This is a genomic window from Phycisphaerae bacterium (genome assembly GCA_018003015.1).
Taxonomy (GTDB): domain Bacteria; phylum Planctomycetota; class Phycisphaerae; order UBA1845; family PWPN01; genus JAGNEZ01.
On sequence record JAGNEZ010000042.1, the window covers coordinates 1 to 25,338 of the forward strand.

22 protein-coding genes are annotated in these 25,338 nt (G+C 63.5%); 14 read left to right on the plus strand and 8 right to left on the minus strand.

Annotated features, from left to right (window positions below):
* Positions 1-983, minus strand: a 983-nt coding sequence (locus KA354_16900; GenBank protein MBP7936320.1) for a hypothetical protein, incomplete at its 3' end; no start/stop codon positions are given.
* Positions 984-1,034: 51 nt separating this feature from the next.
* Positions 1,035-2,105 carry a LacI family DNA-binding transcriptional regulator gene (locus tag KA354_16905; GenBank protein MBP7936321.1) on the minus strand — a complete coding sequence of 357 codons (1,071 nt, stop codon included), beginning with the start codon at positions 2,103-2,105 and terminating at the stop codon, positions 1,035-1,037.
* Positions 2,106-2,616: 511 nt separating this feature from the next.
* Here KA354_16905 and KA354_16910 point away from each other — a divergent pair.
* From KA354_16910 to KA354_16940, 7 genes are all read left to right on the plus strand, one after another.
* A complete protein-coding gene (locus tag KA354_16910; protein ID MBP7936322.1) occupies positions 2,617-3,516 on the plus strand; it encodes a protein-L-isoaspartate(D-aspartate) O-methyltransferase in 900 nt (299 codons plus the stop codon).
* Between the two features lie 457 nt (positions 3,517-3,973).
* The gene (locus KA354_16915; protein ID MBP7936323.1) at positions 3,974-5,197 is read left to right on the plus strand and encodes a cellulase family glycosylhydrolase; all 1,224 of its coding nucleotides are present in this window, start codon (positions 3,974-3,976) and stop codon (positions 5,195-5,197) included.
* A gap of 102 nt (positions 5,198-5,299) precedes the next feature.
* Positions 5,300-6,061, plus strand: a complete 762-nt coding sequence (locus KA354_16920) for a 2,4-dihydroxyhept-2-ene-1,7-dioic acid aldolase (GenBank protein ID MBP7936324.1) — start codon at positions 5,300-5,302, stop codon at positions 6,059-6,061.
* Positions 6,062-6,066: 5 nt separating this feature from the next.
* Positions 6,067-7,179 carry a hypothetical protein gene (locus KA354_16925; protein MBP7936325.1) on the plus strand — a complete coding sequence of 371 codons (1,113 nt, stop codon included), beginning with the start codon at positions 6,067-6,069 and terminating at the stop codon, positions 7,177-7,179.
* Positions 7,180-7,263: 84 nt separating this feature from the next.
* On the plus strand, positions 7,264-8,673 hold the full coding sequence (locus KA354_16930; protein ID MBP7936326.1) for an MFS transporter: 1,410 nt from the start codon (positions 7,264-7,266) through the stop codon (positions 8,671-8,673).
* Positions 8,674-9,300: 627 nt separating this feature from the next.
* Positions 9,301-10,233, plus strand: coding sequence for an ExsB family transcriptional regulator (locus tag KA354_16935; GenBank protein ID MBP7936327.1), 933 nt, complete (start codon positions 9,301-9,303; stop codon positions 10,231-10,233).
* Between the two features lie 446 nt (positions 10,234-10,679).
* Positions 10,680-11,123 (plus strand): hypothetical protein, encoded by a 444-nt coding sequence (locus KA354_16940; protein MBP7936328.1) that lies wholly within the window; start codon positions 10,680-10,682, stop codon positions 11,121-11,123.
* Here the strand turns inward: KA354_16940 and KA354_16945 are convergent.
* From KA354_16945 to KA354_16960, 4 genes are all read right to left on the minus strand, one after another.
* Positions 11,068-12,312, minus strand: a complete 1,245-nt coding sequence (locus KA354_16945) for a serine/threonine protein kinase (GenBank protein MBP7936329.1) — start codon at positions 12,310-12,312, stop codon at positions 11,068-11,070. The two genes, KA354_16940 and KA354_16945, sit on opposite strands and share 56 nt — an antisense overlap.
* Before the next feature lie 79 nt (positions 12,313-12,391).
* Positions 12,392-13,057, minus strand: coding sequence for a response regulator (locus KA354_16950; protein MBP7936330.1), 666 nt, complete (start codon positions 13,055-13,057; stop codon positions 12,392-12,394).
* Positions 13,044-13,487 carry a response regulator gene (locus KA354_16955; GenBank protein MBP7936331.1) on the minus strand — a complete coding sequence of 148 codons (444 nt, stop codon included), beginning with the start codon at positions 13,485-13,487 and terminating at the stop codon, positions 13,044-13,046. The genes KA354_16950 and KA354_16955 overlap by 14 nt, the downstream gene beginning before the upstream one ends.
* A gap of 29 nt (positions 13,488-13,516) precedes the next feature.
* Positions 13,517-15,433: a PAS domain S-box protein gene (locus tag KA354_16960; GenBank protein MBP7936332.1), complete on the minus strand. Its 1,917-nt coding sequence runs from the start codon at positions 15,431-15,433 to the stop codon at positions 13,517-13,519.
* Positions 15,434-15,671: 238 nt separating this feature from the next.
* On the opposite strand from KA354_16960, the gene KA354_16965 reads away from it, so the two are divergent.
* The 4 genes from KA354_16965 (at position 15,672) to KA354_16980 (ending at position 17,782) form a co-directional block, all read left to right on the plus strand.
* Entirely contained in the window at positions 15,672-16,025 is a 354-nt protein-coding gene (locus KA354_16965) for a hypothetical protein (protein MBP7936333.1), read from the plus strand.
* On the plus strand, positions 16,015-16,281 hold the full coding sequence (locus KA354_16970) for a hypothetical protein (protein ID MBP7936334.1): 267 nt from the start codon (positions 16,015-16,017) through the stop codon (positions 16,279-16,281). Before KA354_16965 ends, KA354_16970 begins: the two co-directional genes overlap by 11 nt.
* Positions 16,282-17,011: 730 nt before the next feature.
* Positions 17,012-17,212, plus strand: coding sequence for a DUF1294 domain-containing protein (locus KA354_16975; protein ID MBP7936335.1), 201 nt, complete (start codon positions 17,012-17,014; stop codon positions 17,210-17,212).
* Between the two features lie 264 nt (positions 17,213-17,476).
* On the plus strand, positions 17,477-17,782 hold the full coding sequence (locus tag KA354_16980) for an RNA-binding protein (protein MBP7936336.1): 306 nt from the start codon (positions 17,477-17,479) through the stop codon (positions 17,780-17,782).
* Between the two features lie 89 nt (positions 17,783-17,871).
* On the opposite strand, the gene KA354_16985 is transcribed toward KA354_16980, so the two are convergent.
* A complete protein-coding gene (locus KA354_16985; protein ID MBP7936337.1) occupies positions 17,872-18,252 on the minus strand; it encodes a DUF2294 domain-containing protein in 381 nt (126 codons plus the stop codon).
* Between the two features lie 373 nt (positions 18,253-18,625).
* On the opposite strand from KA354_16985, the gene KA354_16990 reads away from it, so the two are divergent.
* From KA354_16990 to KA354_17000, 3 genes are all read left to right on the plus strand, one after another.
* Positions 18,626-19,039 carry a DUF2294 domain-containing protein gene (locus KA354_16990; GenBank protein MBP7936338.1) on the plus strand — a complete coding sequence of 138 codons (414 nt, stop codon included), beginning with the start codon at positions 18,626-18,628 and terminating at the stop codon, positions 19,037-19,039.
* Between the two features lie 124 nt (positions 19,040-19,163).
* Positions 19,164-19,427 carry a hypothetical protein gene (locus KA354_16995; protein ID MBP7936339.1) on the plus strand — a complete coding sequence of 88 codons (264 nt, stop codon included), beginning with the start codon at positions 19,164-19,166 and terminating at the stop codon, positions 19,425-19,427.
* Positions 19,428-19,442: 15 nt separating this feature from the next.
* The gene (locus KA354_17000; protein MBP7936340.1) at positions 19,443-21,305 is read left to right on the plus strand and encodes a radical SAM protein; all 1,863 of its coding nucleotides are present in this window, start codon (positions 19,443-19,445) and stop codon (positions 21,303-21,305) included.
* Between the two features lie 259 nt (positions 21,306-21,564).
* On the opposite strand, the gene KA354_17005 is transcribed toward KA354_17000, so the two are convergent.
* Entirely contained in the window at positions 21,565-24,570 is a 3,006-nt protein-coding gene (locus tag KA354_17005; protein MBP7936341.1) for a hypothetical protein, read from the minus strand.
* Between the last annotated feature and the right edge of the window lie 768 nt (positions 24,571-25,338).

Sequence of the window (25,338 nt, forward strand, 5' to 3'; positions counted from 1 at the left end):
GTGGAATTCCAACCCGTCCACTGGGCAACGGCCGGATTCGTGTCAATCATGATCCAGAACCAGCCGGTCCCGTCATCGAGTCCGCTGGGGCTGTTCGCCGCCGCCTCCAGGCGAAAGTAGTAGTAAGTATCGTCGTGGGCGATGGTAATCTGCTTGAAATCGCGATCGCCGTCGCCCGTCGGATCGTCCGGGTAGGGCGCGACGCTCGCCCATTCCGACAGATCGCCGTTGATGGTGATGGCGCCGGAGGCCACCGGGTTGGAGAACGACTCCACCATCCCGGTCGGCCGGCTTTCCGGCGGTATTGCCCCGGTGGTCGAGTAGTGGAAGTAGTCCGTACCGCCCGCATAGCCCCCGTCGGGGTAAATGTCCGTGAACGTGCCGCCCGTGTAGCCGTAGCACACGAAGCGAAACTCCGTCGCAGGCGGCGCGGCGGCGTTGGTGTAGTCGGTAGTCAGCGCGGAGCGCAGAACACGGGCCTCGAAGACCGACGGCGACTGCACCGAGGTGGCGACGAACGCGAAGCCGCCCAGGCCGGAGGTGCAGGTGGATGCCCCCGGCGGCCACCGATTGACGCTCACGGCGCTGTTTGAAGTGAACTCGCCGCCGACCGAAAGACTCAGGCTCCCAAGGAGGTTCCTGCCGGTGGCGATGTTCTCGTCGGTGTCCAGGATGACGCGATAGCCGGCGTCAGTCAGCGGCAGGCTGCCCGCCGCCCGCTCGAACCGGAAGAAGAGGTGAGTGTCGTCGTGAGCCATCCAGGCCTGGACCCAGTCATTGGAGCCGGCGACGGCGTCGCCCGCCGGATCGGGAGAAAACGGCACGACCTCCGCCCAGTCGGTGAACGCCCCGTCAATGACGATCGAATCATCGGGAACCGGGTTCGACCGCTGTTCGAGTTCCCCGGCGTACGACCACAGTGCCGGGCAGGCCGCGGCCAGTGTGACGACAGCCAAAGCCACCCAAGAGTTCTTTCCAGACATGTTCAATCCTCCTCAATGGCCAGTGATGACGGACAGACGCTATCCGCTACGCTAACTCGAAGCCCGAATCACCAGCTGGGGCGGGATCACGACCGCCCGGCGATTTGCGGGCACGGTACCCTTATCCAGCATTTCAAACAGCAGTGAGGTCATTGCTCGAGCCAGTTCCTCCACGCGAAGGTCAATTGTCGTCAGGGGCGGATCCACCAGCGTGCTGATGTCCAGATTGTCACAACCCACGACGGCGACGTCCTCGGGCACGCGCCGGCCGCGATGGCGCAGGGCGGCCATGATACGAGCAGCGTAGGCGTCGTTGACGGCTACAATTCCGTCCACTTTCTGGTCGAGGACAAGGTGGTCCACGGCCGCCTGGGCCAGGTCGGGGGTAAACGGATCCATCCATCCGGCAGCGGTTCGCTCGCCGAGCACCCACACCAGCCGCTCATCGTAGTCAAGTCCTCCCGCAGCCAGCGACTCCCGGTAGGATTCGTGCCGCTGGACGGCGTAGGGAAACACCAGGTTGCTCATGACCAGGCCGATGCGCCGGCGGCCCCTTTCAAGCAGGTGCCTGACGCCCGCTCGACCCACTTCTCGGAAATCCGCCTCCACATAACAGGCCCGTTCTGCCTGGGTTCGCTTGAGCACTCCGGGTTTCTCGTAATACACGACGTTCCCGAACCGGGCCAGGGCGGGCTGGACGAATGCGGCGTAGTCCGGGTGGTTGTGGAAGATGCTGATCACGCCGTCCACGCCGCGGGCCCGAAAATCGTCAAGGTAGTCGCGAACGCGCTCGCGCGATCCAATGGCGTGACCGACAATGAAGCGGATCCCGCGGTCGGCCGCCCGTCGTTCCATCCACTGAATGATGCGAACGTCAACCACCGCCTCGGTATTGATGAGCACGCCCACGGCGTTGCTTCGTTTGCCGGCCAGCTGCCGGGCGATGGGGTTTGGGCGGTAGTTCATCCTGCGGGCGGTCGCCAGCACGCGCCGCGCGGTCCGGTCCGAAATGCGATGAGCCTGCCCCCGGCCGTTGAGCACCAGCGAAACGGTGGTCGGGGAGAGCTTCAGCTTGCTGGCAATCTGCTCAGAAGTGACGGACTTGGAATCAGGGTTCCGCACGCCAGGACTCACTTCCCGTCATCGGTTAGCCTTGAAGATGAGCACGGCATTCTGCTAAACCGCTTTTGCATTAAGATATCAGGCGATTGCGAACCTGTCAACAGGTTTTTGCCGTGATCTTGGCGGCGCCTGCCGGCCGGTCCGTGCCGCACGCTAAGTGGCGGAGTATCCATCGCTTATGCCATCGGGGATACGCCGGGGCCATCCACGCGGGTGACTGAATCGACGAGCCGCGTATTCGACGTGGGGTCTCTCCAGGCATGGCGACGGCGAGGCCGGGCCGGGCATCAAGGCGAGTCGTTGGGGAACTAGCTGCGAGCCGGTGCAGCATAGAGGGAAGAGGCGGTAGCCATACGAAAGCCAGGGCGTGGATTCAGGCGTCGGGGAGCTTCTCGTGACGCGTCAGGATGTGGCTGGCCGCCGTCATCCGGCAGTCCACCGGCGGAGTGGCAGTCCAGGCAGCCACTCTCTAAAATGGAGTTCAGCAGGTCTCATCTGGCAGGGTACCATCATGTGCAAGCCCTTCCCCGGAAGCCGCATCGTCCCGAGAAGCCGATTGGATCACGCGAGGTCGCGACGCACATGGGCTGCATGTGGGTTGTTGATCGTACTGACTACCGCCTGCCGGGAGCAGTCCGATCCGTCTCGATCCCGTTCAAGAGCCTCAACATCCACGGCGGCCGGTTCTGCTCACGACACGGCTCCGGCCTTCGATCATGGGGCCACGGCTCGAAAGCCGCCGCCGGGATCGGCCGAGCGGGTCCGCGAGCGGGCCGAGATGGTGGAAACGCAGTTGCGGCAGCCCGTTGACGGTCGAGAAGCCATTCGCGATGAGCGAGTGTTGGAGGCGATGGCGATCGTCCCTCGCCATCTGTTTATCCCCGAACGGATGCGTCGGTCCGCCTATCATGATGGGCCCTTGCCCATCGGCCATGACCAGACCATCTCGCAACCTTATATCGTTGCCTTGATGACGGAAGCCATCGGGTTGCGCTCAGGCGAACGTGTTCTGGAAGTCGGCACGGGTTCGGGCTATCAGGCGGCCGTCTTGGCTCACCTCACATCGGAGGTCTACACGATCGAGATTGTTGAGCCTTTGGCCGAGAGAGCTCGGCGAACACTGCTCGAACAGGGCTACGAAGAAGTCAAATGCCGCGCGGGGGACGGGTACAAGGGCTGGCTCGAAGCGGCACCGTTTGACGCGATTACGATCACCTGTGCCGCGCCGGAGGTGCCCGCTCCGCTCTGGCAACAGCTCAAGACGGGAGGTCGTCTGGTGATGCCCTTGGGCGAAGCCGGCCATGTCCAGCAACTGATCCTTCTGACCAAGCGGGCCGATGGCGGCCGTCACGAGCAGCGGATCATCCCGGTTTCGTTCGTACCCATGACCCGTGAGCGGGGGGCACGCTGATCCCCCGCGGTCTCCCGGTGGTGCTCTGGACCTGGTGTACTTGGGGCTGGGGGCGAGGTGGTCGAGCGGCGACCGGGCTTGTTTTCGGGTCAGCGGGGCGGACCGGTGCTTGGGTTACAGGGACGTTTACCCTGCTACGTGCCGGTCTCGAGTCAGTTCGACCTTCGCTCTCCTGGAAACAACGAGGCATCCGGTCTGTGACGTGGCCGCGGCAGCCAATTGCGGCGGGCCGTGTTTCAGCCCGCGGCGTCGGGTTGGCGGTCTGCGCAGCATGGTGCCGAGGTGCATTGGATTGACGATGTCGGTAGGCTGGTGACCTGGGATGGGGGGAGGTCCGTCTGCCGCGGGATGTGCCACCTCGGGTGGCGACTCTGGCTTTGAAGGACGGTGGGCGAGGAGACGCCTCGCGTGAGGTGACCGCCGGATCACACCGTCGCTCGTGGGCACGCCACAGGTCATGGCAGCATCGAGCAGCAACTCAGCGAAGGTGTTGGCCGAGAACCGCGGCTTCGTGCGGCGTGACGGCCTGCATTTCCTGCTCAACGGGCAGCGGATTCATGTCGCCGGTGCCAACAGCTACTACCAGATGATCCATCGCCGGACCGGTCATGCTGGGGCGGACGAGATACTCGATGAGATGCAGGCTCGCTCGATGACCGTGCTGCGGACCTGGGCGTTCCAGGACGAGGTTGAGCAGGGTGGGTGCCTGCAGTGTGCGCCCCATCGGCGGCTTGGTCGTAGGGAGCGCCCGATCGACTTCATTGACTCGGCCACGCTGATGGCTCTGGATCAGACCCTGGCGGCCGCCGATGCCCGCGGCATCCGGGTGGTGCTCACGCTGGTCAACAACTGGGATGACTACGGCGGTATGAACCGCTACACAGTCTGGCGGTACGGCTCGGTTCGCCACGACGCGTTCTACACGGATTCGACCATCCGCGGCTGGTTCAAGGACTTCATCGCCCTCCTTGTTCATCGTGTGAACACGGTCAACGGCCGGATGTACCGCGACGAACCGACGATCTTCGCATGGCAATTGGCGAACGAGGCCCGTTCGAGTTGGAACCTGGCCGGAGCCCTCAACGACTGGATCGGCGAGATGAGCGCGTACATCAAGAGCGTCGATCCGAACCACATGGTGAGTACTGGCATCGAGGGCTTCTACAACACAGGCCATGCCGAATGCAATACGGACCTTTGGATGTGCGCTTGCGGACAGGACTTCATCGACAACCATCTGCATCCCTCTGTGGACTATGCCAGCTGTCACATCTGGCCCCTGAACTGGGGCTGGGATCCGATCGGCCACACGACATGGGCGATGGCCAAGGCCCGGCAGTTTCTCCAGCAGCGCATCGACCATGCCCACGATGTGCTGGGCAAGCCGCTGATGGTTGACGAGTATGGCGTTCCGCGCGACAACCACGGCACAGGCCCCTCCGGAGGGCCGACCACCGTTCGCGAACGGTTTTTCCAGGATCTCTACTACGCTTCGTGTGAAGCGTCGGCGAGCAGCGGCGGACCATTGGCGGGCACCGCCCTGTGGATGATCCTCGATGACGCTACGGCTTCATGGGATGACGGCAACGGCGTGTTCCTGCCGCAGGATGTCGCTCTGGACGCCATCATCAGCGCTCATGCCCGACGCCTATCCGGGGTGGTGGACCTGGAGTGCGTTTGAACACTCTCGTGAGAGGGCTCTGCGGAACATCCATTTGGCCGAGGCCGGCCGGGTCGGCGAGATGGATCTGCTCAACCCGGCGGTGATCCGAGGGAGGTGATCGTGAAGAACAAGCTGCGTCAGGCGTTGCTCGAGCGCAAGCTGTGTCTTGGAGCATGGATGCAGATTGGCCATCCAGCCTGTGCCGAGGTCTTTGCCCGGGCCGGATTTGACTGGGTCTGCGTTGACCTGGAGCACGGTGCGATCGATTTGGAGACGACGGCGGACATCTTCCGTACTCTTGATGGTTTCGACTGTGTGCCGGTGGCGAGGTTGCCGCTCAATGATCCGGTGTGGATCCATCGCACGCTGGATGCCGGAGCCCGCGGGATCATCATCCCGATGGTCAAGACCGCCGGGGAAGCCGAGGCCGCCATTCGCGAGAGCAAGTACCCGCCCCGCGGGGCCCGCGGTTACGGATACAGCCGGGCCAACATGCATGGAATGGAATTTGTTGAGTACATCGCCTCGGCCAACGATGAGATCGCCATGGTGATGCAGATCGAGCACAGGGACGCGATTGCGAACATCGATGCGATCCTCGGAGTGCCCGGCGTTGACGGGGTATTCATCGGGCCGCTCGATTTAAGCGGTTCGATGGGGATCACCGGCCAGGTCGATCATCCGCAGATGGTCGCCGCGCTGGACACTTACCGTGCCGCCTGCAGGAGTCACCGGATGGCTGCCGGCATGCATATTGTCCGGCCGAACGAGCAGAACGTCCGCAAGGCGATTGATGAGGGTTACACGCTGATCGCCCTCGGCTTGGATAACGTGTTTCTCGATGAAGGCGCGAGGGCAAGCCTGGCGGCTGCGGGAAGGTGAACACGATGCCTGCCGAGTGTTCGCTGGCGAGGGACGAGGTGCCGCGTGGGGCGCCGGTTCTGCCGATCGAGGATCGTGTTGATCGGTTTCGCCGGTTCTACGCCCGGGCGAACGACCGGCCGTTGTTCGGTTTCTTCGTTGGCAGCGAGTATCCCCTCCTTCGTTACTCGGCGGCGCGGTTCCTGCCCGGCGGCCGGCCGCTGACGCCGGAGGACGTCGACGTCGGGCCGTATCTCCATGACTGCGAGCGGCTATATGCCGAACATGAGGCTTGCGGGGGCGACTTCATCTGGAGTGCCACTGCTTATTGGGGCATCCCGTGGCTGGAGGCCGCCATGGGCTGCCCGATTATCGCCGATCACAGCACGGGTTCGATCCGGTCCGAGCCGCCGGCGGGCTTCAACGGGCCGGACAGCGTCCCCCGGTTCGATGCCTCCGCTCCCTGGATGCGCAAGGTTGTGGAGTTCATCGATCGCTTGGCCGCGCGGAGCGCCGGGCGATGGCCGATTGGTACCACGCGGATGAGAGGCATTGCCGATCTGCTCTCGGCCCTCTACGGCGGGGCTGCTTTCATTTACGCCATGATGGATCGTCCGGATGAGATCATCGAGATCGGCCGCCGGCTGACCGATTTCTGGATTGCCTGTGGCCGAATGCAACTCGAGCATGTGCCGCCGTTTCATGGTGGTGTCGGGTCCTTTTATTACCACATGTGGGCTCCTGAAGGTACCATATGGCACCAGGAGGACTCGGCCGCCCTGCTGTCCCCTGGTTTGTACGGCCGATTTATCCGCCAGCACGATCAGCGGATCGCCGAGTCCTTCACCGGCTGTATCATGCACCAGCACCCGACCGCGTTCGTGCCGACGGATTCCTACCTCGACATGCCCTTCACGGCCCTGGAATTGCACGTGGACGAGGGCGGGCCGGATGTCGCGGCACTGGAGCCGGTGCACCGCAGAATCCTCGCTCGCAAGCCGCTCTTGATCTGGGGGCACCTCAGCGACAACGAGCTGGACCGGATCTTCACCCGGCTGCCGAAGGAGGGACTGGCGGTGATGACTTGTGTGGATGGACCGGAGGAGGCTGGACGGTTGTGGCGGCGGTATGTCGGGTGAGGGCGGAGGCCTCGCCCTCTAGGAACTCTGGGCGCGGCCCCGAGATGGAGCTGGCGCGTTGAGGCCTCTCGCAGGAGACTCGCGATGGATGATCGATCGGACCAGGGGATGGACGGATTGCCCAGGCTGGCGTGGTATCAGGGGGTCACTCCGTATCAGTGGTGGGTCTTTGTGGTTGGAGCGATGGCCTGGTTGTTCGACTGCATGGACCAGCGGCTGTTTACCATGGTTCGATCGCCCGCGTTGTCGCAACTGCTCAACTTGCCGGAGAAGAATGCCCTGGTGGTCGACTACGGCACCTATGCCACCGCGGCCACCATGATCGGCTGGGCGGTCGGCGGTTTGTTCTTCGGCGTGGTAGGCGACCGCTGGGGGCGCGTCAGAACGTTGTCGGCGTCGATCCTGGTCTATTCCCTGTTCACCGGTCTTTGCGGCCTTGCGACGACGGGGTGGGATTTCTGTCTCTACCGATTCCTGATGGGCAGCGGCATTGGTGGAGCGTTTGCGGCCGCCGCCACGCTGATTGCTGAAACCATGCCTGATCACTCCCGCTCCACCTGCCTGGGGCTGTTCTCGGCGCTGTCGGTGCTGGGGAACATGATCGGCCTGGCGATCGGCTCGCGGGTCTTCGATCCAGGCAGACTGTATCTGGCCGGACTGTCCGGCAGCGGGGGCATACCTGGCTGGAGACTGGCGTTCTTCGTCGGGGCGCTGCCGGCCCTGCTGGTGGTCTTGGTTCTGCAGACGCTTAAGGAATCCGAGAGGTGGCAAAAAGCCCGACGGACGGCCGCAGAGAACCTGGAACGTCAGCTTGGTGACCTGGGCAGCCTGTTCCGCGATCGCCGGTGGCGGACGAACACGATTGTCGCGGTGAGCATGGCCACGGCGGGTATCGTGGGTGTCTGGGGCGTCGCGTTCTGGTCGCCTGAACTGATCACGTATGCCCTGATGCCCGCGGGAGGCATCGAGAATCTGCCCGCCGCCGAGCGGGCGGCCATGACGGCGAGAATCGGCCAGACCAGGTTCCTGGGCAACCTGTTCCAGGATATCGGTGGCTTTCTGGGTATTCTGAGCTTTGCCCCGGTCGCCAATCGCATCGGCCGGCGGAAGACCTTTGGGGGGGCGTTCATCATCTCATTTGTTCTGATCACCTACGTCTTTCTGACCCTCGACTCGGGCTTGAAGGCTTACATCGTGCTACCGATCATGGGCTTCTTTAGCCTGAGCATCATGGGCGGCTTCGTGGTCTACTTTCCTGAGATCTTTCCCACGCGCCTGCGCTCGACGGGTACCGCCTTCGGGTACAACGTTGCCCGCCTGTCGGCGGCGATCGTGATGCTATCGAGCAACCAGATTCGCGAATGGCTGGCCGCGCTGCAGTTCGAGCATCCCTTCCGCGTTGGTGCCGTGGTTGTGAGCACCGTTTACTTCGCTGGACTGGTGGTGCTGATCTGGGCTCCCGAGACCAAGGGCCAACGCCTGCCGGAGGAGTAGCGGCTATTGGATCGGATGGACCGGTCGGTCAATCCTTTTCGCCGCGCCCTCCCCCGCAGGCACTTCATGGCCCACCTGGAGATGGCGTGCGTCCGGGCGACATCGCCGGGTGACCGACTGCGGGCGGGTATGTCCGAGCCGGCTCTGCAGCGTCAGCGACACCACGCGCGCCTGCCCCACGTGCTGCACGGCGTGATCTCGCCGGGTCGAACAGAAGACCGCTGAGTTCTCCTAACGCCTTGTCCGGCAACAAGTTCAGCTGATTCTGTCTTTCAGACGACGGTTCCGGATGTGGTGACGTGCTGCCGCTGGTGGCACTCCCTTGTGAGCTTGTCGGTGCTTGATCCGAACCAAGATGAGGACGACGCTGGGTTTCTCTGGTCGACAGGTCTCGCGTGGCGGCGGGCCGCTTGCTCGCATGTCGCTCACTGGTGTCCACGCTTGCTTGGCACATGCGCTTTCCCGGCCGGCCTGTGGTAGTATTCGCGTCGTGGTTGGTGGATTGGGGCGACGATCGGCTGACCGCGACGTTCGCTGCGGAGATGTACTGCCCGGAAAGGGAGAAGAGACTCGATGGCGGCGGCTCGGCAGACGCCGGGCGGAGACATTACCCTGACAGGAGTGGCCATGGATTACCGGAAGTTCGTTGAGGATAGGGTCAGTGAGATCAAGGCAACCGTAGGCTCGGCGATTGCGATCAACGCTTTGAGCGGCGGTGTGGACAGTTCCGTCGTTACGGCGCTGGGGCATCGGGCGCTGGGCAATCGGCTGAAGACCGTCTTCGTCGATAACGCCCTCATGCGTCAAGGCGAGCCTGAACGAGTCCTCAAGACCTTTCGGAATATCGGAGTTCCCGTCGAGTCCGTGAACGCCCGTGAGGAGTTCCTGGGAGCCCTGGCGGGCCTCGCGGACCCGGAGGCGAAGCGTGAGGCCATCACGAGCACTTTCTACTCCAAGGTGTTTTCCCGCCTCGTCAAGGAATCGGGGGCGAAATTCCTGTTGCACGGCACGATTCTCACGGACATTGAAGAAACCGTGGCGGGCATCAAACGCCAACACAACATTCTCGAACAGCTCGGGATTTCCACGGAGCGGGCCTATGGATACGCGGTGCTGGAACCACTCAAGACACTCCGGAAGGACGACGTTCGCGAGGTGGCCAAGGTCCTGGGTCTTCCGCCGGAGATCTGGCAACGGATGCCGTTTCCCGGCCCTGCGCTGGCAGCGCGAATCGTGGGAGAGGTTACACGCGAACGCCTGGACGTCGTGCAAGCGGCGACGGCCATCGTGGAAGAGGAGCTTGGCGAATGCGGAGCGTTTCAGTACCTGGCCGTCCTGCTGAACGATCGAGCGACGGGCATCCGTAACAACAAGAGGGAGTACGGGCACATCGTCGTGGTGCGATGCGTGGAGAGCAAGGACGCGCGCGAAGCGGCGGTGACGCGTCTTGGCTGGGAGAAGTTGACACGGATCTGCGAGCGTATTACGGCCATCCCGGGAGTGAACCGCTGCCTGTATGACCTCACGCCGAAACCTCCGGCAACTATCGAGTACGTGTAGTCAACGGCCGCGCGTCGCGACCAGGGAGAAGGTATGCCCTCATTCTCCCTCGCAGTGTGGCTCTGCCCGTATCCTCTTCGCGGATGATCTCGTGGGACGTGCTGGGTCGCTCGGAGGGTGTGAGGGCCGATGTCGACGTGAGCCAGGTGGCCCGGCTGGCAAGCATGAGGCCGAGAACGGACGCAAACCGCTCTGCGGAGCACCATCCACTTCAGGAGGCCACGGGATTGCCCCGGGTGCGCGCGTGGCCGCCGGGTGGCGCCTCGAGCTGGGTGTCCGGCTCGGTGTGTACCTCTGGAGGAGGGGAGAGGGGCTCTCAAACCATCTTGGCATGGCAAAACAGGGGCGTGCGGCCGCACTCACGGGCTCTTGACGTCGCCGACCAGAACGATAGCTTGTGTGTACCCGGTGGTTCGTGGTGGTGGGGACCGGGGAGGAGAAGGCACGTGGCCAGGATTACCCGCCGCATCAGGATCCACAACGACCTTGCCGAGCTGGTTTTCGATCCGGATCTGCCGGGTCGCGGACAGACCCTGTTGCGGATTCACGGGCATACGTACGGCCCGTGTGATCCGGTTGGCCGGGTTCCCGCGTGGGAGCTCGTGGCCTTTGCCGTTCCGGCCGAGGAGCTCTGCACCGGGCGCCGGCCGTACGAGGAGCTGACCGAGCAGGCCGTGTTCTTTGGTGAGGCTCCACCTCCCGCGCCCGCTACGCCTGCAGACTACGCGGACTGGGCAGCCCGCAAGGTGGAGGCCTGGCGGTTCATTGCTCAGTTTCTGGCCCCCATCGATGCCCGTGCCATCGAACGGCTGCGCGCCCAGAGTCGACGCCGGCCTAACGGACGACGCACTGAATCACGTTCAGGATCAGCGAAACGCCGCCAACCATGACCACCACCAGGAACCACATGAGCGGGATTGAGGAAGGCGAGGTTTCCTGGTCCTGACCGGCGGCCGGACGGTTGTCGGGGGCCCGCTCGCCTGTCTCATCTAGCCGGGTCAGCAACTTGGATTTGTCGTGGGTTTGCGCGTGCACGGGAGGGTCGCCTCGAGCCAGGGCCTCGAGATCTTGAATCAAGGCACCCAGCGTGGCGTATCGGTCCGCTCGATCCTTGGCCATCATCGTCTCTATGACTTCTCCGACTCCCGTGGACAGGGAAGGTCGCACGTGATCTGGCGGCACCAATCGCGCGTGGAGGTGCTTGCGCATGATTGTGGCGGGTACAGGCCCATCAAAAGGCACGCGTCCGGTGATCATGTGGTAGAAGGTCCCGCCTAGGCAGTAGATGTCTGCGCGGAAATCGATGTCGCTGTTCGCGCGTATCTGCTCCGGGCTGATGTAGTCGGGCGTACCGTAGACTCGGCCCAGTTCGGCCGTTGCCGCCTTGACATCCGTCGTGCGCCGGGCAAGGCCGAGATCCGCCAGCTTGGCCGTGCGGTCCTTCGTCAGCATGATGTTCGACGGCTTGACGTCCCGGTGGACGAAACCACGAGCCGCGGCATGCTCCAGGGCGCGGGCCACCTGGACGACGATCTCGAGGGCCTCCTTCTCCGCATAGACCTTCCCTGCCGACAACTCCTCTCCCACCGATTTGCCATCAATGTACTCCAGAACAAGGTAATGGTACCCTTCCGTGGTGTCGACATCGATGACCTGCACGATGTTCGGGTGGCTCAGCTTGGCCGCCGCGCGTCCCTCCTCGTGGAAACGCTCAACGAACTCCGGCTTGTCGGCCAGCTTTCGGGTCAGGACCTTAATCGCCACGATGCGATCGAGGCTCAACTGTCTGGCTTTGAATACTCTGGCGGTGGCCCCGGCTCCGAGCTTGGCGAGAACCTGGTAGCCGGGAAAGAACCGTGATTCGTCCGCGATCGGTTCCTCCTGCTCCATACCCAGACGCTGCAATTGACGACGGGTCAGCAGTCCAGCCTTGAGCATTACCTCCGCCAGGCTGACATGGGTAGCACCGCGGGCAAGCTCGTGCTGCTTTTGCAGGCAGGCGTCAAGCTCCCGTTGAGTCATGAGTCTTCGGGTCACGGCCAGCCGGCCGATCTGGGTCTCGCTCATTCGATCTGTCATGATGACTGCTCTCGATCTACGGCCGTCATCGTTGAGGTCGCAGGGAGGGTGTGGCTTCCTGTCGTCCTCCCTGGCCCGCCTAATCTTCGGGCAATCGCGGGGTCGCCTCTTCGGCCGCCGCGCCCGACAGTGCGGTGAGCTCGTCGACCAGTCTCCTCATGCGTTTCGCGGCTTCGATTCCCCGGGTGAGGACAGTTTTGGCCTCCGGGGTCAGCTGTCCTCGGTACCGGGACTGCAGGTCGTGCAGAGTTTCTGTGATCTCCTGGAGCGGAGCCCGGAACTCGACGGCTGCCACGTCCGCAAACTCCCTGATCGTCGCGTTCGTATAGGCGAGTTCCTTCGCCCGATTGGCCAGAACGGCTTCGGTCTGCTTGCGGTCGATCGCGTAACGTATCGATCGTTCGAGGAGGGCCGGGTCAACACGGCCCTTTTCCAGGTAGTCGACGGCCCCGGCCTCCATCGCCTTCATGTCGATGAGCAGATCGCCCTGGCCGGTCAGCAGGATCATCGGCGTCTGGCAGCCCCGGGCAAGGACCTCGCGGATGAACTCGAGGCCGTCGCGGTCGCCCAGGCGGTAGTCGATGAGGCATACGTCGTATTGCCGCTGGGCAATTCGCTCGAGGCCGCGCTCATACCGATCCGCCCAGTCAAAAGCACAACCCATCGCTCGCACGATGTCGCGGATGAGAACGTGATCATCCGGGTCATCGTCGACCAGCAGCACCTTCCAGTCACGTCGGATCATGATCGTTCAGCTCTCCTTCGGATGGCAGTGCGACGATCTCAAACCAGTACCGGCCGATGAAGCGCACGATCTCGACCAGCTTGTCGAACGTCACGGGTTTAGTGATGTAGGAATTGGCTCCCGTGCCGTAGCTGCGGATGATGTCCTCCTCCGCGTGGGACGTGGTGAGCACGATGACCGGAATGGCTCGAAGGGCGGGATCGTTCTTGATCTCTCTGAGGGTTTCGCGGCCGTCCTTCTTCGGCATGTTCAGGTCCAGGAGGATGATGCCGGGGCGTGGTGCCGTCTGTGGGTCGGCGTACTTGCCCCGACGTTTGAGGTAGTCCATCAGCTCTTCGCCGTCGGATACGCACCGCAGGTCGTTGGACAACCGCGCCTCCGCCAGGGCGTCTCGAACCAGCATGACGTCTTCCGGGTCGTCTTCGGCCATCAGGATCGAAATGGGTCTGGCTCCCGTACTCATGTTGAACTCCCTCCGTGCTCGATCGGAAGCGACACGATGAAGGTCGCACCGCGGTCGGGTGCGCCTCGGGCGACGATCTCCCCGCCGTGGCGCTTCACGATCTTCTGGCAAACCGCCAGGCCGATGCCCGTTCCCTCGTATTCGCCCCGTCCGTGCAGTCGCTGGAAGATGCCAAAAATCCGCTCGGCGTACTTCTCCTCGAAACCGATGCCGTTGTCCTCCACGCTGATTCGGGACATGACGCCGACCGACTCGGCCCAGATCCGGATCCGCGGGCTCACCTCCCTCCGGCGAAACTTGAGGGCGTTGCCGACCAGGTTCTGAAACAGCTGCCGCATTTGGGTCGGATCGGCCTGGACGGTCGGAAGGGCACTCACTTCCACCTGGGCTTCAGACTGCTCGATGCGCACCTCGAGGTCGGACAGAACTTCGCCCAGGACTTCGTTCAGGTCGACGGATACGTGCGGCCGGGCCTGGGTTGTCACCCGTGAGAAGGTCAGGAGATCATCAATCAGGGTCTGCATGCGCCGAGCGGCATTGAGCATACGCCCCATGTAGTCGGGCCCCTGACCCGGCAGGCCCTCGGCACAGGTGGCCTTCAGACGGTCACCGAAGGCCAGGATCTTGCGCAGTGGCTCCTGGAGATCGTGGGATGCCACGTAGGCGAACTCTTCCAGCTCAGCGTTGGACCGAGCCAGCGCCGCGACCTGCCTCGCCACCTCACGCTCCGCCTGCTTGAGCCGGGTGACGTCCCGCCACGTGCAGCGGCCGGCGATGATCCTGCCGGAACCGTCCCGGATGGGTGAGGCCTGCACCAGAACCTCCAGAAGGCTCCCGTCAGCCCGGCGCAGCGTCCGCTCCGCGTTGGACACGTGGCCCGTCTGCACAAAGGCCGCAAACGTGTCCGCCGCCGGAGCCCGGCACTCCGGGGTATAGAGGTCCAGAAACGGGCGCCCCACGATGTCTTCCTTGCGGAGCCCCAAGGCCCCGACGAGGGTGGTATTGCATTCTAATACCTGTCCGCTGGGTGCTTCAAGCACAGCCATGAGATCCGGAGCATTTTCAAAAAGGTCTCGGTACCGGGCCTCGGCCTGAGCCAGATCCCGCGCGTGCCGCGCCAACTCCTCGTTGGCGATGGTCAGCTGCGTCGTCCGTTCCTCCACGAGTTCCGCGAGATGCTCGCGGTGTCTCTCCAATTCCCGCTCCGCCCGCCTACGCTCGGCTATGTGTCGCCTGACGCCGCGCAGCACACTGACCCAGATCATCACCACGATGGTCAGGGTGGCCAGCCCGACCACGAAACCCAGGTATAGCTCGCGGCGTCGGCCGTGGAGGCTGGCTGCAGCACGATCCTGCAGGACGGTGGTGATCTCCTTCATGCCCTGGGAGTAGTCCTGCTTCTGATCCTCATACTCCCGGCCGGTGAAGACGGCCGCGGCTTCGTCGCGGCGGCCGTCGCGCACCAGGGAGAAGGCCTTGTTCTCCATCTCGATCAGTCTGAGGTTCGCGGCGTTCGTCCGGCTTACCGCGTCCCTCGTGAGGGCCTCGGAAGCCAGGCGCATTACATCCTTGAGGGCGGCGTCCAGTTGAGGTTCGTATACCCGATAGCGCCTCTCCCACTGCGGATCGCCTGTGGCGGCGGCCATGCGGGCGGACATGGTCAGCACCTCATCGAGATGGACGACCACGCCACTGAGTCGCTGGATGCTGAAATCCTCTTCCAGCGTCTTCTGAACGCCACGATAGGAGGTCCACAAGTGCCAGGCCAGAGCGGCGAAGAGCAGAGCTGTTACCGCCAGACAGGCGATGAGCGATCGAATCGGGAAAGGTGGGATTCGCTGGCTCGGAAGGCGCGCTGCCTCATGGAGTTGAGCTCCCTGAGCGGTGGATTCTTGGACACCGAAGCCCGCCATGACTGGGACTCCTGGCACTCGCCTTCGGGGTCGTCGACGCAGAGCACGAATCTGCGCGTCGCTGCCGATAACTATTTTAATAACAACGACTTAGGGACGGTCAATCCCGCCGGTCCGCCTTTCCCTACGCAGTTGTACGCGAATGACGAGACCTTGTCCATAGTGCTAGAACGGTGGCCATCCCTACCCGCCGAGGCCAAAGAAGCCATCCGGCGGATCGAGGAAAACGAGGTGGAAAATGAGTGACAGCGACGCCACAGGTGTGGGCAGTATTGCCCAACCGTCAACAAGGGCGGTTCACGGCACCGATCGGGATGCGGGCGGAAAATTCCTTCCTGGTAACCGCGTGGCCAAGGGGAACCCTTTCGCAAAAAAGGTTGCGGCCCTTCGGTCGGTGCTCCTGCGAACCGTGAAGGCGTCCGACCTCAAGGAGATGGTGAGGAAGTTGGTCTCGGCAGCGAAGGATGGCGATACCGTCGCGGCGCGCGAGGTTCTCAATCGGCTCTTGGGGCCGGCGATCCAGGTGGATATTCTTCAGCGGTTGGAGGACGTCGAAGCACGGTTAAGCGGAGGTGTCGAGCGTGCCAATTGACCAGCGACTGAGGAAGGTGGAATCCACGCTCGGCGGTGATGGCAACGGCTGTCCCAACTGCCGGAACGCGGCGGTTGTGACGCAGTACATTGTCGGCTTCGAGGGCGACGAGCTTCCCGAACCGCAGGACACCTTCTGCGAAACATGCGGCCGGGTCATTGCCCGAGGGCGAACGTACACGGTGGTACTTGATAGCCCGCACCTTGCGACCGAGAAGACCGAGCGGCGTTCGTGCTCGCGGGCCGGGGGCTGGTGATAAGGAAGTTGCCCGCTCTCGGCTTTCCTGTGGTAAGATGTCGATATTACTTTGTCATACCAAGGGCGGCGATGGAGTAGACCGGTGACTTCAGCAACTGGTCGTTATCCGATGGGCAATTCGCCGAAGACCTGGCAGGTCGCGAGCCCCTGCCCGCACTGCCGAGCCCCTGCGCGGACTGCTACGTGTGTCACGACGCGGCGATTTCGGCCAAGTTTCTCGAAGTCGCGGTGTATGCTCGGCACGAGAGCGGGCTGTCCAGAGACTATGCGACAAAGTTGACCCGGCCCGTCCGGGACGAGGGGGACTGGCCCGAGGTGACGCGGCACGTGTTTCGTTCCCCGGGCGGTTGACTGAACACAGCTTTTCTTGAGAGAATAACAGCGCGGGTTTCGGCGATGGCCGATGACGCTCCCCGGATCGGTGCGACTCACCACTTCGCATTGACCGGGTGAGCAGCCCGCGGAAAGTGGTGACTCTTGGACGCGTGCACATTCACACGGATTGCAGGTCAGATAGCCCGCCTTGGCGATCAAGCCTATTCAGATGCGGAGAAGCTTTGGCAACTGCAGGCGCTGCAGCCGGTTTGTGCGCGGCGATGTCTGCCTCACGGCAGGGAGCCGAACCCTGATATGGGCAAAGCGTGGGGGAGCGGAGAGTGATTGTCCTGCAAGTGTACTTGCTGGGTGTGAACTGCGCCACATTGGCGTGCTATGGGTACGACAAGGCCATGGCTCGCACCGGGGGGCGTCGCGTTCGCGAGTCCGTGCTGCACCTGCTGGCAGCGGTAGGCGGCACTCCCGGGGCGCTGGTCGCCCAGCAGCTGTTGCGACACAAGACCCGCGATCGGGCGTTCCGGCGGGTGTTCTGGACGATCGCCGTCGTCCAGGCGGCCGCGCTGATCGGCATCATCGTGATGAGGAACCACTGAGCAGCCGCGGCTTCCAGCCGGACCCACGTGGGCAGAGGCAAACGGCGGTCCGTACTCTTCACGGTGGGCCGGATCGCCGGTGGGCTGGACTTGGGATGGCCATCCGTGTAGACTGCCGTTGGTTGGTTCGTCGAAAGAGCCGGATACGATCGTTTTCGCACCCTTCTCGTTCGCCTTCCTCCCTGGGGCTGAATGTCGGCCCCTTTCTCGTTCGACCCGGAGATTGAAATACGGGTCGCGATGCCCTCGGATAGGAGACTCACCATGGGCAAGAAACTCTATGTCGGAAACCTGACCTATGACATGACTGCTTCATCGCTTGAGGCGCTGTTCACGGCGCACGGAACGGTCCAGAGCGCGGAAGTGATCATGGATCGCACGACGGGCAGAAGCAAGGGTTTCGGTTTTGTCGAAATGGCTTCGGATCAGGAGGCCCAGGCGGCCATCTCGGCGCTCGATGGCCAGGATCAGGGTGGACGTGCCTTAAAGGTCAATGAAGCCAAGCCCCGCGAGACCCGCAGCGGCGGCGGTCGTGGCGGCTACGGCGGCGGTGGGGGCCGGCGTTACTGATCCGCTAGACTGTGGGACACGAGAAGGCCACGGCAGTGGCCTTTTCTTTGGGAACTCGCGGGGCATCTTCGGGTCATCTGTGGAGGATGCTACTTCTTTTTCGGTTCGCGGAAGATCGGCGACTCGGCCAGAGTGAGGAGTACGACCTCCTCGCCCGTTACGGTGCTGATGTCGCGATGCAGGCTCACGACCTTCACGCCGGTGATCTCCTGGACCATCGCCTCCAACACCGGCCGCGCTGTCTCGATCAACTGGATCCGGACCTGTTTGAGCAGGTCCCTGCCCTTCTCGGCGGGAAGCGACTTGGCCAGTTGCTGCTCGGCCGCAGTCAGAACCCCCTGAAGACGGACGACGAGGAGATCATTGATCAGGTGAGTGCGGATCTCCCTGGGCCCCCGGCCCATGTACTCCTGCTCAAAGCGGCTGATTCCATCGCATATCGCTGCTTCGATCTCGCCTTGCGTTTTCATCCTAAACCTCGAACGCGTCTCACACTTCGGTTAGGGGGCCACAGCGGGAACACCCTGTGCACGGCGACAGAACGGATCATCGGGCTCCCGGCGATCCGTGAAACATGGTATCAGATGCGCGGGGAAATTCAAAAAGTCGAATCCTCTTGCTTTCCCCGCGCGGTTCTGTATGCTGAGGGCATGTTGGGGCTGGCACGGCACTGATCATGACGTGAGTTGCAGTCGTCGGATGACTGGATGAAGGGCAACCCGGTAAGGGCCGGGCGGCCCGGCGAAGAGTAAGCCGACGTGGCTGAGCACCTCGGGGTGTTCTACCACGTCGGCTTTTTTCGTGCGGTGACGCGGCTCGCTCGCCGCCATCAGGAATGACCCGATGGACGAGTCCGGACCGACCATGGCGAGGCAGATTGCCGAAGTGGCGGTCGCCTTCGAGAGACAGAGGACGGGCCACGCACCCAAGGCGGTGAACGTCATTCTTGGCCAGGATACGCTGGTCATCACCCTGCGCGGTGCCTTGTCGTCGGCCGAGAAGGCCCTGGCCGCAAACCCGACGGGCGCCGCTCAGCTACGGGAGCTTCACCGGCAGCTGTTTGCCGCCGCATTCGAACCGCTGCGGACGGAGATTGAGCGAATCACCGGCGTTCGTGTTTGCGACGCGACCGCCGAGATCGAGACGGCGGCGGGAACGGTGGTGGAAGTGTTCATGACCGGGACGGTGGTTCAGGTATTCCTGCTCGCGGAACCGGTCGCGGCGGAGGTGTGGAGTGAGGGAGTGGCCCCTGGGTAAGCTGATTCTCCACGGGAAGCGGTCTTCCTGTAGATCAGGATGGAGACCGTCATGACAGGGCAGAACGCCTTCTCTCGAAGGAGTGTGTAGTCTGCAACAGAGTGCTTTGCTGGAGGATAGTCCAATGCTGACCGTAACGCCTGCCGCACGCGAGCGCTTGACGCGGAAGCTGACGCGCAAGAAAGCCGGCAAGAACGAGGCGATGAGATTCACGCGCAAGCCGGGCGGCTGGAGGCTCTCCGTGGATCGCGCTGAGGCCAACGACACGGCCATCGTTCACGATGGCAAGATCCTGCTGCTCCTCGATGAAGCGGTGTCGCGAGCGATGACGAACGCCACGCTCGATGTCCAGGATACCGATGCAGGCCCAAGACTGAGACTGCGCTGAGTGCAAGGAGGCATTATGGAACTACCGCGCCGCGAACGCGGTGACGTGTACCTGCCGGATGGAGCCTTTCAGGGCAAGATCGATACCATTCGCCAGTATACTGATGCACGCGACCTGGCCGTCGGGATCTTCTACGCCTTCGATTCCCGCACACACATGCTACCGTTCTGGTACGCCGACAAGCGCATGGCGCCGTGTTCCGTCCGGCTGCTAGCTGACGTGCTGCATGCGGCTCACTTCACCAATCTCCGTATCGTGTTGCAGCAATGGTCGCCGCGGGTTGTTCCCAGCCTGATGCGGCTGAACGGCAGGCCGTTGGACATCCTCATGGTGTCGTCCATGCAGGTGCATGCCGAGCGGGCGTACACTCTGGTTCGCGATGCATACCGGATGGGCGACGCCCGGCCGCTCATTCTGGCCGGCGGTCCCAAAGCCGTTTACGAACCCGCGGATTTCTTCGAGCTCGGTCCCGAGCCGGGTATCGGTGCCGATTGCGTGGTGACCGGCGAGGCGTTCGTGCTCCTGGATCTGCTGCACGCCATTCTCGCGGTTCGTCATGCCGGCGAGAGCCCGCGCGAGGCCTACCAGCGGGCTCGGCTGGCCGGCCTGCTGACGAAGGTGCCGGGGTTGGTCTACCTCTCCCCGGATGCGTCTCCGCAGAAGCCCGTAGCCGTGAACACCGGTGTGCAGCGGCTCCTGCGCGACTTGGACGAACTGCCTATGCCCGACGCGGGCTACCGGATGCTCGAGCCACCGCACCGCCATCGGACGGCCTCTCCGGATCCGTGTGCACCGGAACGGGTCGGCAAGTTCTCACCCATCGCCTCAGTCATCTCGACCCAAGGTTGCCGCTTCAACTGTCCCTACTGCTGTATCCCTGCGGCGAATCAACGCACCTGGCGACACAAGAGTCCCAAGCGCCTGGCGGCGGAGATCGCCCACATCTACGAGCGCTTCGGCATTGCCATCTTCTTCAGCACCGACGACAATTTCTTCAATGACCGTCAGACCGTGATCGACCTCATGACAGAGCTAGCCCGCACCCGCATCGCCGGACAGCCGCTATCGACCCGCATCCGGTTCAACACCGAGGCTACCGAGTTCGACGTTTACAGGAATCGCGACCTGCTTCCGCTGGCCCGTGCGGGAGGCTTGGCCGCCATTTGGTTCGGTATCGAAGACATCACCGCGGCACTGGTGAACAAGGGCCAGACCGCCAACAAGACCGCCGACCTCTTCGCCCTGATGCACCAGCTGGATATCGAACCGATGACGATGATGATCCACAACGACACCCAGCCGCTGCACTCCCGAAACGGCGATCTATCGGGGCTGCTCGACCAGGCCCGCTACCTGTTCGATCAGGGGGCCATATCCTACCAATGCACCTATCTGGGGCCCGCCGTCGGGACACGCGATATCGAACCTGCGGCCAAGACCGGGACGATCTTCAAGCGGGTCGGAGATCGGGACATTCCGCAGGCGTATCAGGACGGCAATCACGTGCTCGCCTCGCGGCATGCTCGGCCCTGGCGACAACAGATCAACATCCTGCAGGCGTATGCCGCCTTCTACAACCCGTGGAATACGCTGCGCGCTTTTCTGAGCATGCGCAGGAGCCCGCTTGGACCGAAGCGGGTGGTCTTCCAGCTCATCGGACAGATCGGGCTCATTCTTACCATTCCCAGATTGCTCGCATGGGCGCGGCGGCTGAAGCGTGGTCCGATCGAAGTGTATCCGGGCCTGGAGACGGCCCGTATCCCGATGGTCGACGCCGCGAACGGCGAGGAGATCAATTGGGCGATCGAGCATGTTCCATCGCTCTCAAACGCCCGCCGCATCCGCACAGCATGCTGCCCGGCCCCGGTGGCGACCTGAGTCTGCCGCGAACGGCTGCCGCAACACTGACCGCCAGGCCAGTCAGGCTTCCAGCCAAGGGTGATGCCCGACTGCATCCGGGGGCCGAGACTACTTCCGGGGATCGACCAGCCTTCTTCAGATGCCTGCTTGGCCGGGAGCTCATTCGGCCTGTCGGCAAACGCGGCGTCGGAAGCCGGCGCGTCCGTCAGCGGCCACGAGCGGGACGTGACCGAGGGTCCATCGCGCATGATCGCATGGCGCCGGGGCGATCATGGCGTCACGGATCGATGAACACCCCCGACAGTACCACATTCTCGCCCGCCGCATTGCGGATGCGGAAACGGACCGGTCCTGTGACCATCCAGGTCAGGTAGGCGCCCTTCGCCATCTGATCCGTGCTCACCTGGCGCGCATCCAGCGGTTCGCCCAGGGAACCGGCCAGCGATATCTCCGCGGCGCGCTGTCTTCGGTCGTAATCCACCAGATAGAGGGTGAGTCGATAGGGCTGACTGCCGAAGGTGGCGATGTCGCCGTCAATTTCCCGTGTGTCGAACCAGCAGGCCGCAGTCCGCTTCCGGTCATCCACGCCGGGCGCCCGGGGATCATCGGTGGCGGCCGCCCAGGTGAATCTCGTGCCTCGACCCATGTTCAGCGTGAATCCGCCCTGCTGCGGCTGATCGACGGAGGGTGTACCGGCCACCCAGGCCGCGGTGGAGCCGAACGTCTTGAGCCAGTTCCCGCCCCGCTCGGCATCCACCGCCTGCCATGCGGCCGTGGCGCCGATGTACTGCACCCATACGAGCGGGAGGATCAGTTCTCGGGACGAACTGCCTGGATCTTCCGCTGCGTCGAGCTGCCAAGTGGCGAACTGCCGGCTGCCGTCCGCGGTCCGAGCACTCAGGCAGACGTGCCTGGGCAGGTACCAGAATCCGCTGGCCCCCGCGCGGATACGCACCACTGGGCGGGCCGTGTCCCGCAGTGAGCAGGGGAAGATGCCCACGTTCTCGTTAAGTTCTCCGACCGGCGTGTCATTGAGCAGCACGGAGAAGGTCCCCGGATGGAGCATGATGCCGTCAAGGCTGAGCACCGCCTCGGTAACGGCACCAGCCGGGGCCTCGGTCGCAGGTTCCATCGTGTCCCTGGCCACGGGAAACTGCGCGTCTCGCAAGGCGATAAGGCGGGGGCTGTCGTCCTGCGTCGGCTTCGGCGCGTCGCCCCGGCCCATGACCACGATGGTGGCTGCGGCATGATCGGGCACGCTCACCACGGCCTTGCCGTTGTCGGCTTGAACGGCCGCCATGCTCGGACAGCCGCCCAAGGGGATGATTTGAGCCCAGTTCAGCTGCCCGGCATCCGGCGTCGTGATGGTCACCTGCGCCGGTCTCACGGCGCGATCCCCGCGAGTCAGGAAGCGAGTTCGGGACGTCACTGGCACCACGTAGCGGCCCTGGGCGTCGGTGAAAAGGCTCACGTCGTTGGCGCCGCTGACGGCCACGCAGTGCGGCCTCAACACCTGCCGCTTTCCGGCGAAAGTCTTGAAGAGCGGGGCGAACAGTTCCATGAGATCGGCGGCGCGCCCATCCGCGGGCTGCTGAGAGATAGGAAACCGGTGGGCGATCATCTGCGGCAGCAGGGCGATCTGCAGCCGCTGCTTGAGGTGGGCCTCGACGAAGGTCAGATCGCGCCGGCCCACATAGTCGCCGCCGCTGCCCGCCGTATGCCATGCGGCCGCCGGGCGGAGGGGTGTCAGGTAGCCCTGGGTGAGCATATCGCATTCATTGCAGGTACCGTCGACGTCGCGCATGATCTCCACGCGGTAGAACTGGTTGACGATCACCCGTTTGCCGGCCGCATGGGAGAGCCGGCACACTTCTTGCACGGCCTCGGCCACCGTCCCGGCCATGTTGTCGACCGATCGATCCCCGATCATGGTCAGGCCGTCGTCGTGGGCATAGTCGTACCGGCTGGCCCAGTCAAGCCGATCGATGGCGAAGCCCGCGAAGTCCGGCAGCCGTTCGAGGTGGCGGCGGACCTGCTCCTGTAGGAAGGGGAACAGGGCATATTGACGGCGGGGGTTCATGACCATGGCGCCTTCCCAGGTGCGGATAGGCGCGTTGTCCTCGCGTTTCACCAGGGCATCGGCGAATCGTTCCCGGAGCTCGCGTGACGCCTGGGTGCTGTCACCCCCCTTGCCGCCGTTCCCGCCGTATTCAGTGACGTTGAAGTAGGCGAAGGTGCCAATGCGGTTCCGGCGCATCTTGCCGACGAAATCGTTGATCTTCACGTCGCTCATGGTCTGGCCCAGCTTCCACCACTTGGCGTAGGTGTAGGGGTACCATTCCCTCTCCACGGGCAGGAACTCGCCGAGATAGGTGAACCAGAACGACGACCAGATGTAGCGCACGTTCTGACGTTCCATCTCCTCGAAGCCGGGATGGTCCTGGATGTGGTGGTACCAGAAGGCCCCCTCCAGATCACAATCGCGCGGCAGGGGGGGCTCGAAGTAGGTCGGATACCGGGCGACGTATGCGGCCATGGCGGCGCGGTAGTCCGCCTGGTGGGTCGCGAACAGAAGGCGCAGCAACGACGGCTTGCCGCCGCCCATCCCACGATGTCCGAGGGTCAGGCGCACGGTACGGGCGTCGCCCCATTCGACCTGGAGGTGGGGGATCAAGGCATCGGCGGGCAGGGCGATGGTGAGGGCCTGATTCTCCGCCGGGTCAAACACGCTGACCAGGGGCAGGACGTAGGTCCGGCCATAGTGCTCGTCGTAAACGCCGTAGGAGGGCGGCCTGCAGGTGGGCAGGATGGACAGGTCCGCGACCCCTTGGTCGGTCGGCGTGAAGATGCGCAAGGCCGACGACAGCACCGGCAGTTCGAGGATGACCTCGTGGCCGGAGCGCGGCTCTTGGCCGATGAACTCCAGATCCCACACCAACCACTCCTTCTCCTGCGACCAGCGTGAAGACAGGGCCAGGCCGAGGGGTGGCAGCGATGCCTGGGCCTCGGCCAAACCGACCGGAGCGACTGAGGTCCCGGACGTTTCCCGCCGGATGCTCAGCGCGGCCGGCGCCTTGAGCCAGCACTTCGGCCCTGTCTCGATATCAACGGGTACGCCGGTCCATGCCTCGTAGGTCACACGCAGGTCGCCGGTCTGCACCTGGCTTTGTTCGGCGCCGGATGCACCGACGAATGTCCAGCACAGCACCAGCAGGACTGCGTGCTGGCTGTATCTTCTTCTATTGCCGGTCCTTGCCGTCTCCATCGTGGTACTTCGTTTCATAGCGGCCATAGTTCCTTTCTTGATGGCATCCAATCACCCTTCCCTGGCCATGGCCCGCGCCTTGCCTCGTGCCGTTCGAGCGCCGAGCAGGTCGGTTGCCTGGGATTCTACCCTGCCTGCTTCTCTGTCGCGTCCCCCGCCGTCCCTTGTCTCAACCACCGAGGAGGCTCGGATAGGGGGGAGCAAACGCGGCTGCGGCTCGGACCGAGTTGTGACGTCGAAAAACGCGAAACGGGTGCACGGGTGCACAACATCTTCCTCTTTAAAACTCCTATGCGCCATAGTCGCGAAGGTTGCTCGCGGGTTCTTGGTCTGGGGGCGGATCCGAACCAACGACCTTCGTCGTGATTTGTCGTTCACCGCGACCTAACGGTTCTGCACGTAGTCGTTCCTGAGCCTCTGTTGGCCTTGAGCGAGGAAACGGGTGGGTCCAGACGCTAACGGCGGCCTAACTGATCGCCGCAGACTACCCAGGAGCGGGGGGCGTCCCTTCCACCATCAAACGATGCCTGCCGTTATGGGCCAAGGAGTTATGATTGCCCGTGGGAGCGGTTGAAGTCTCTTTGGCAACGTGTCCCCTTGTGGCGGTCGTACTCGCGAGTGGTTGCGGCGTCATTGGGGGTCCGTCGTAGAGCAGGCGACCTACCCGCCAGCGTCAAGCGGCTAGTTAGCGTGTTGGCCCGCAAGACCGCACAACTCTAGACTATTGACAGCCATCGGCGGCTGCGTTAGGCTATTTTGGTCTGTGTGCTTGTCGGCTGAGTCAGG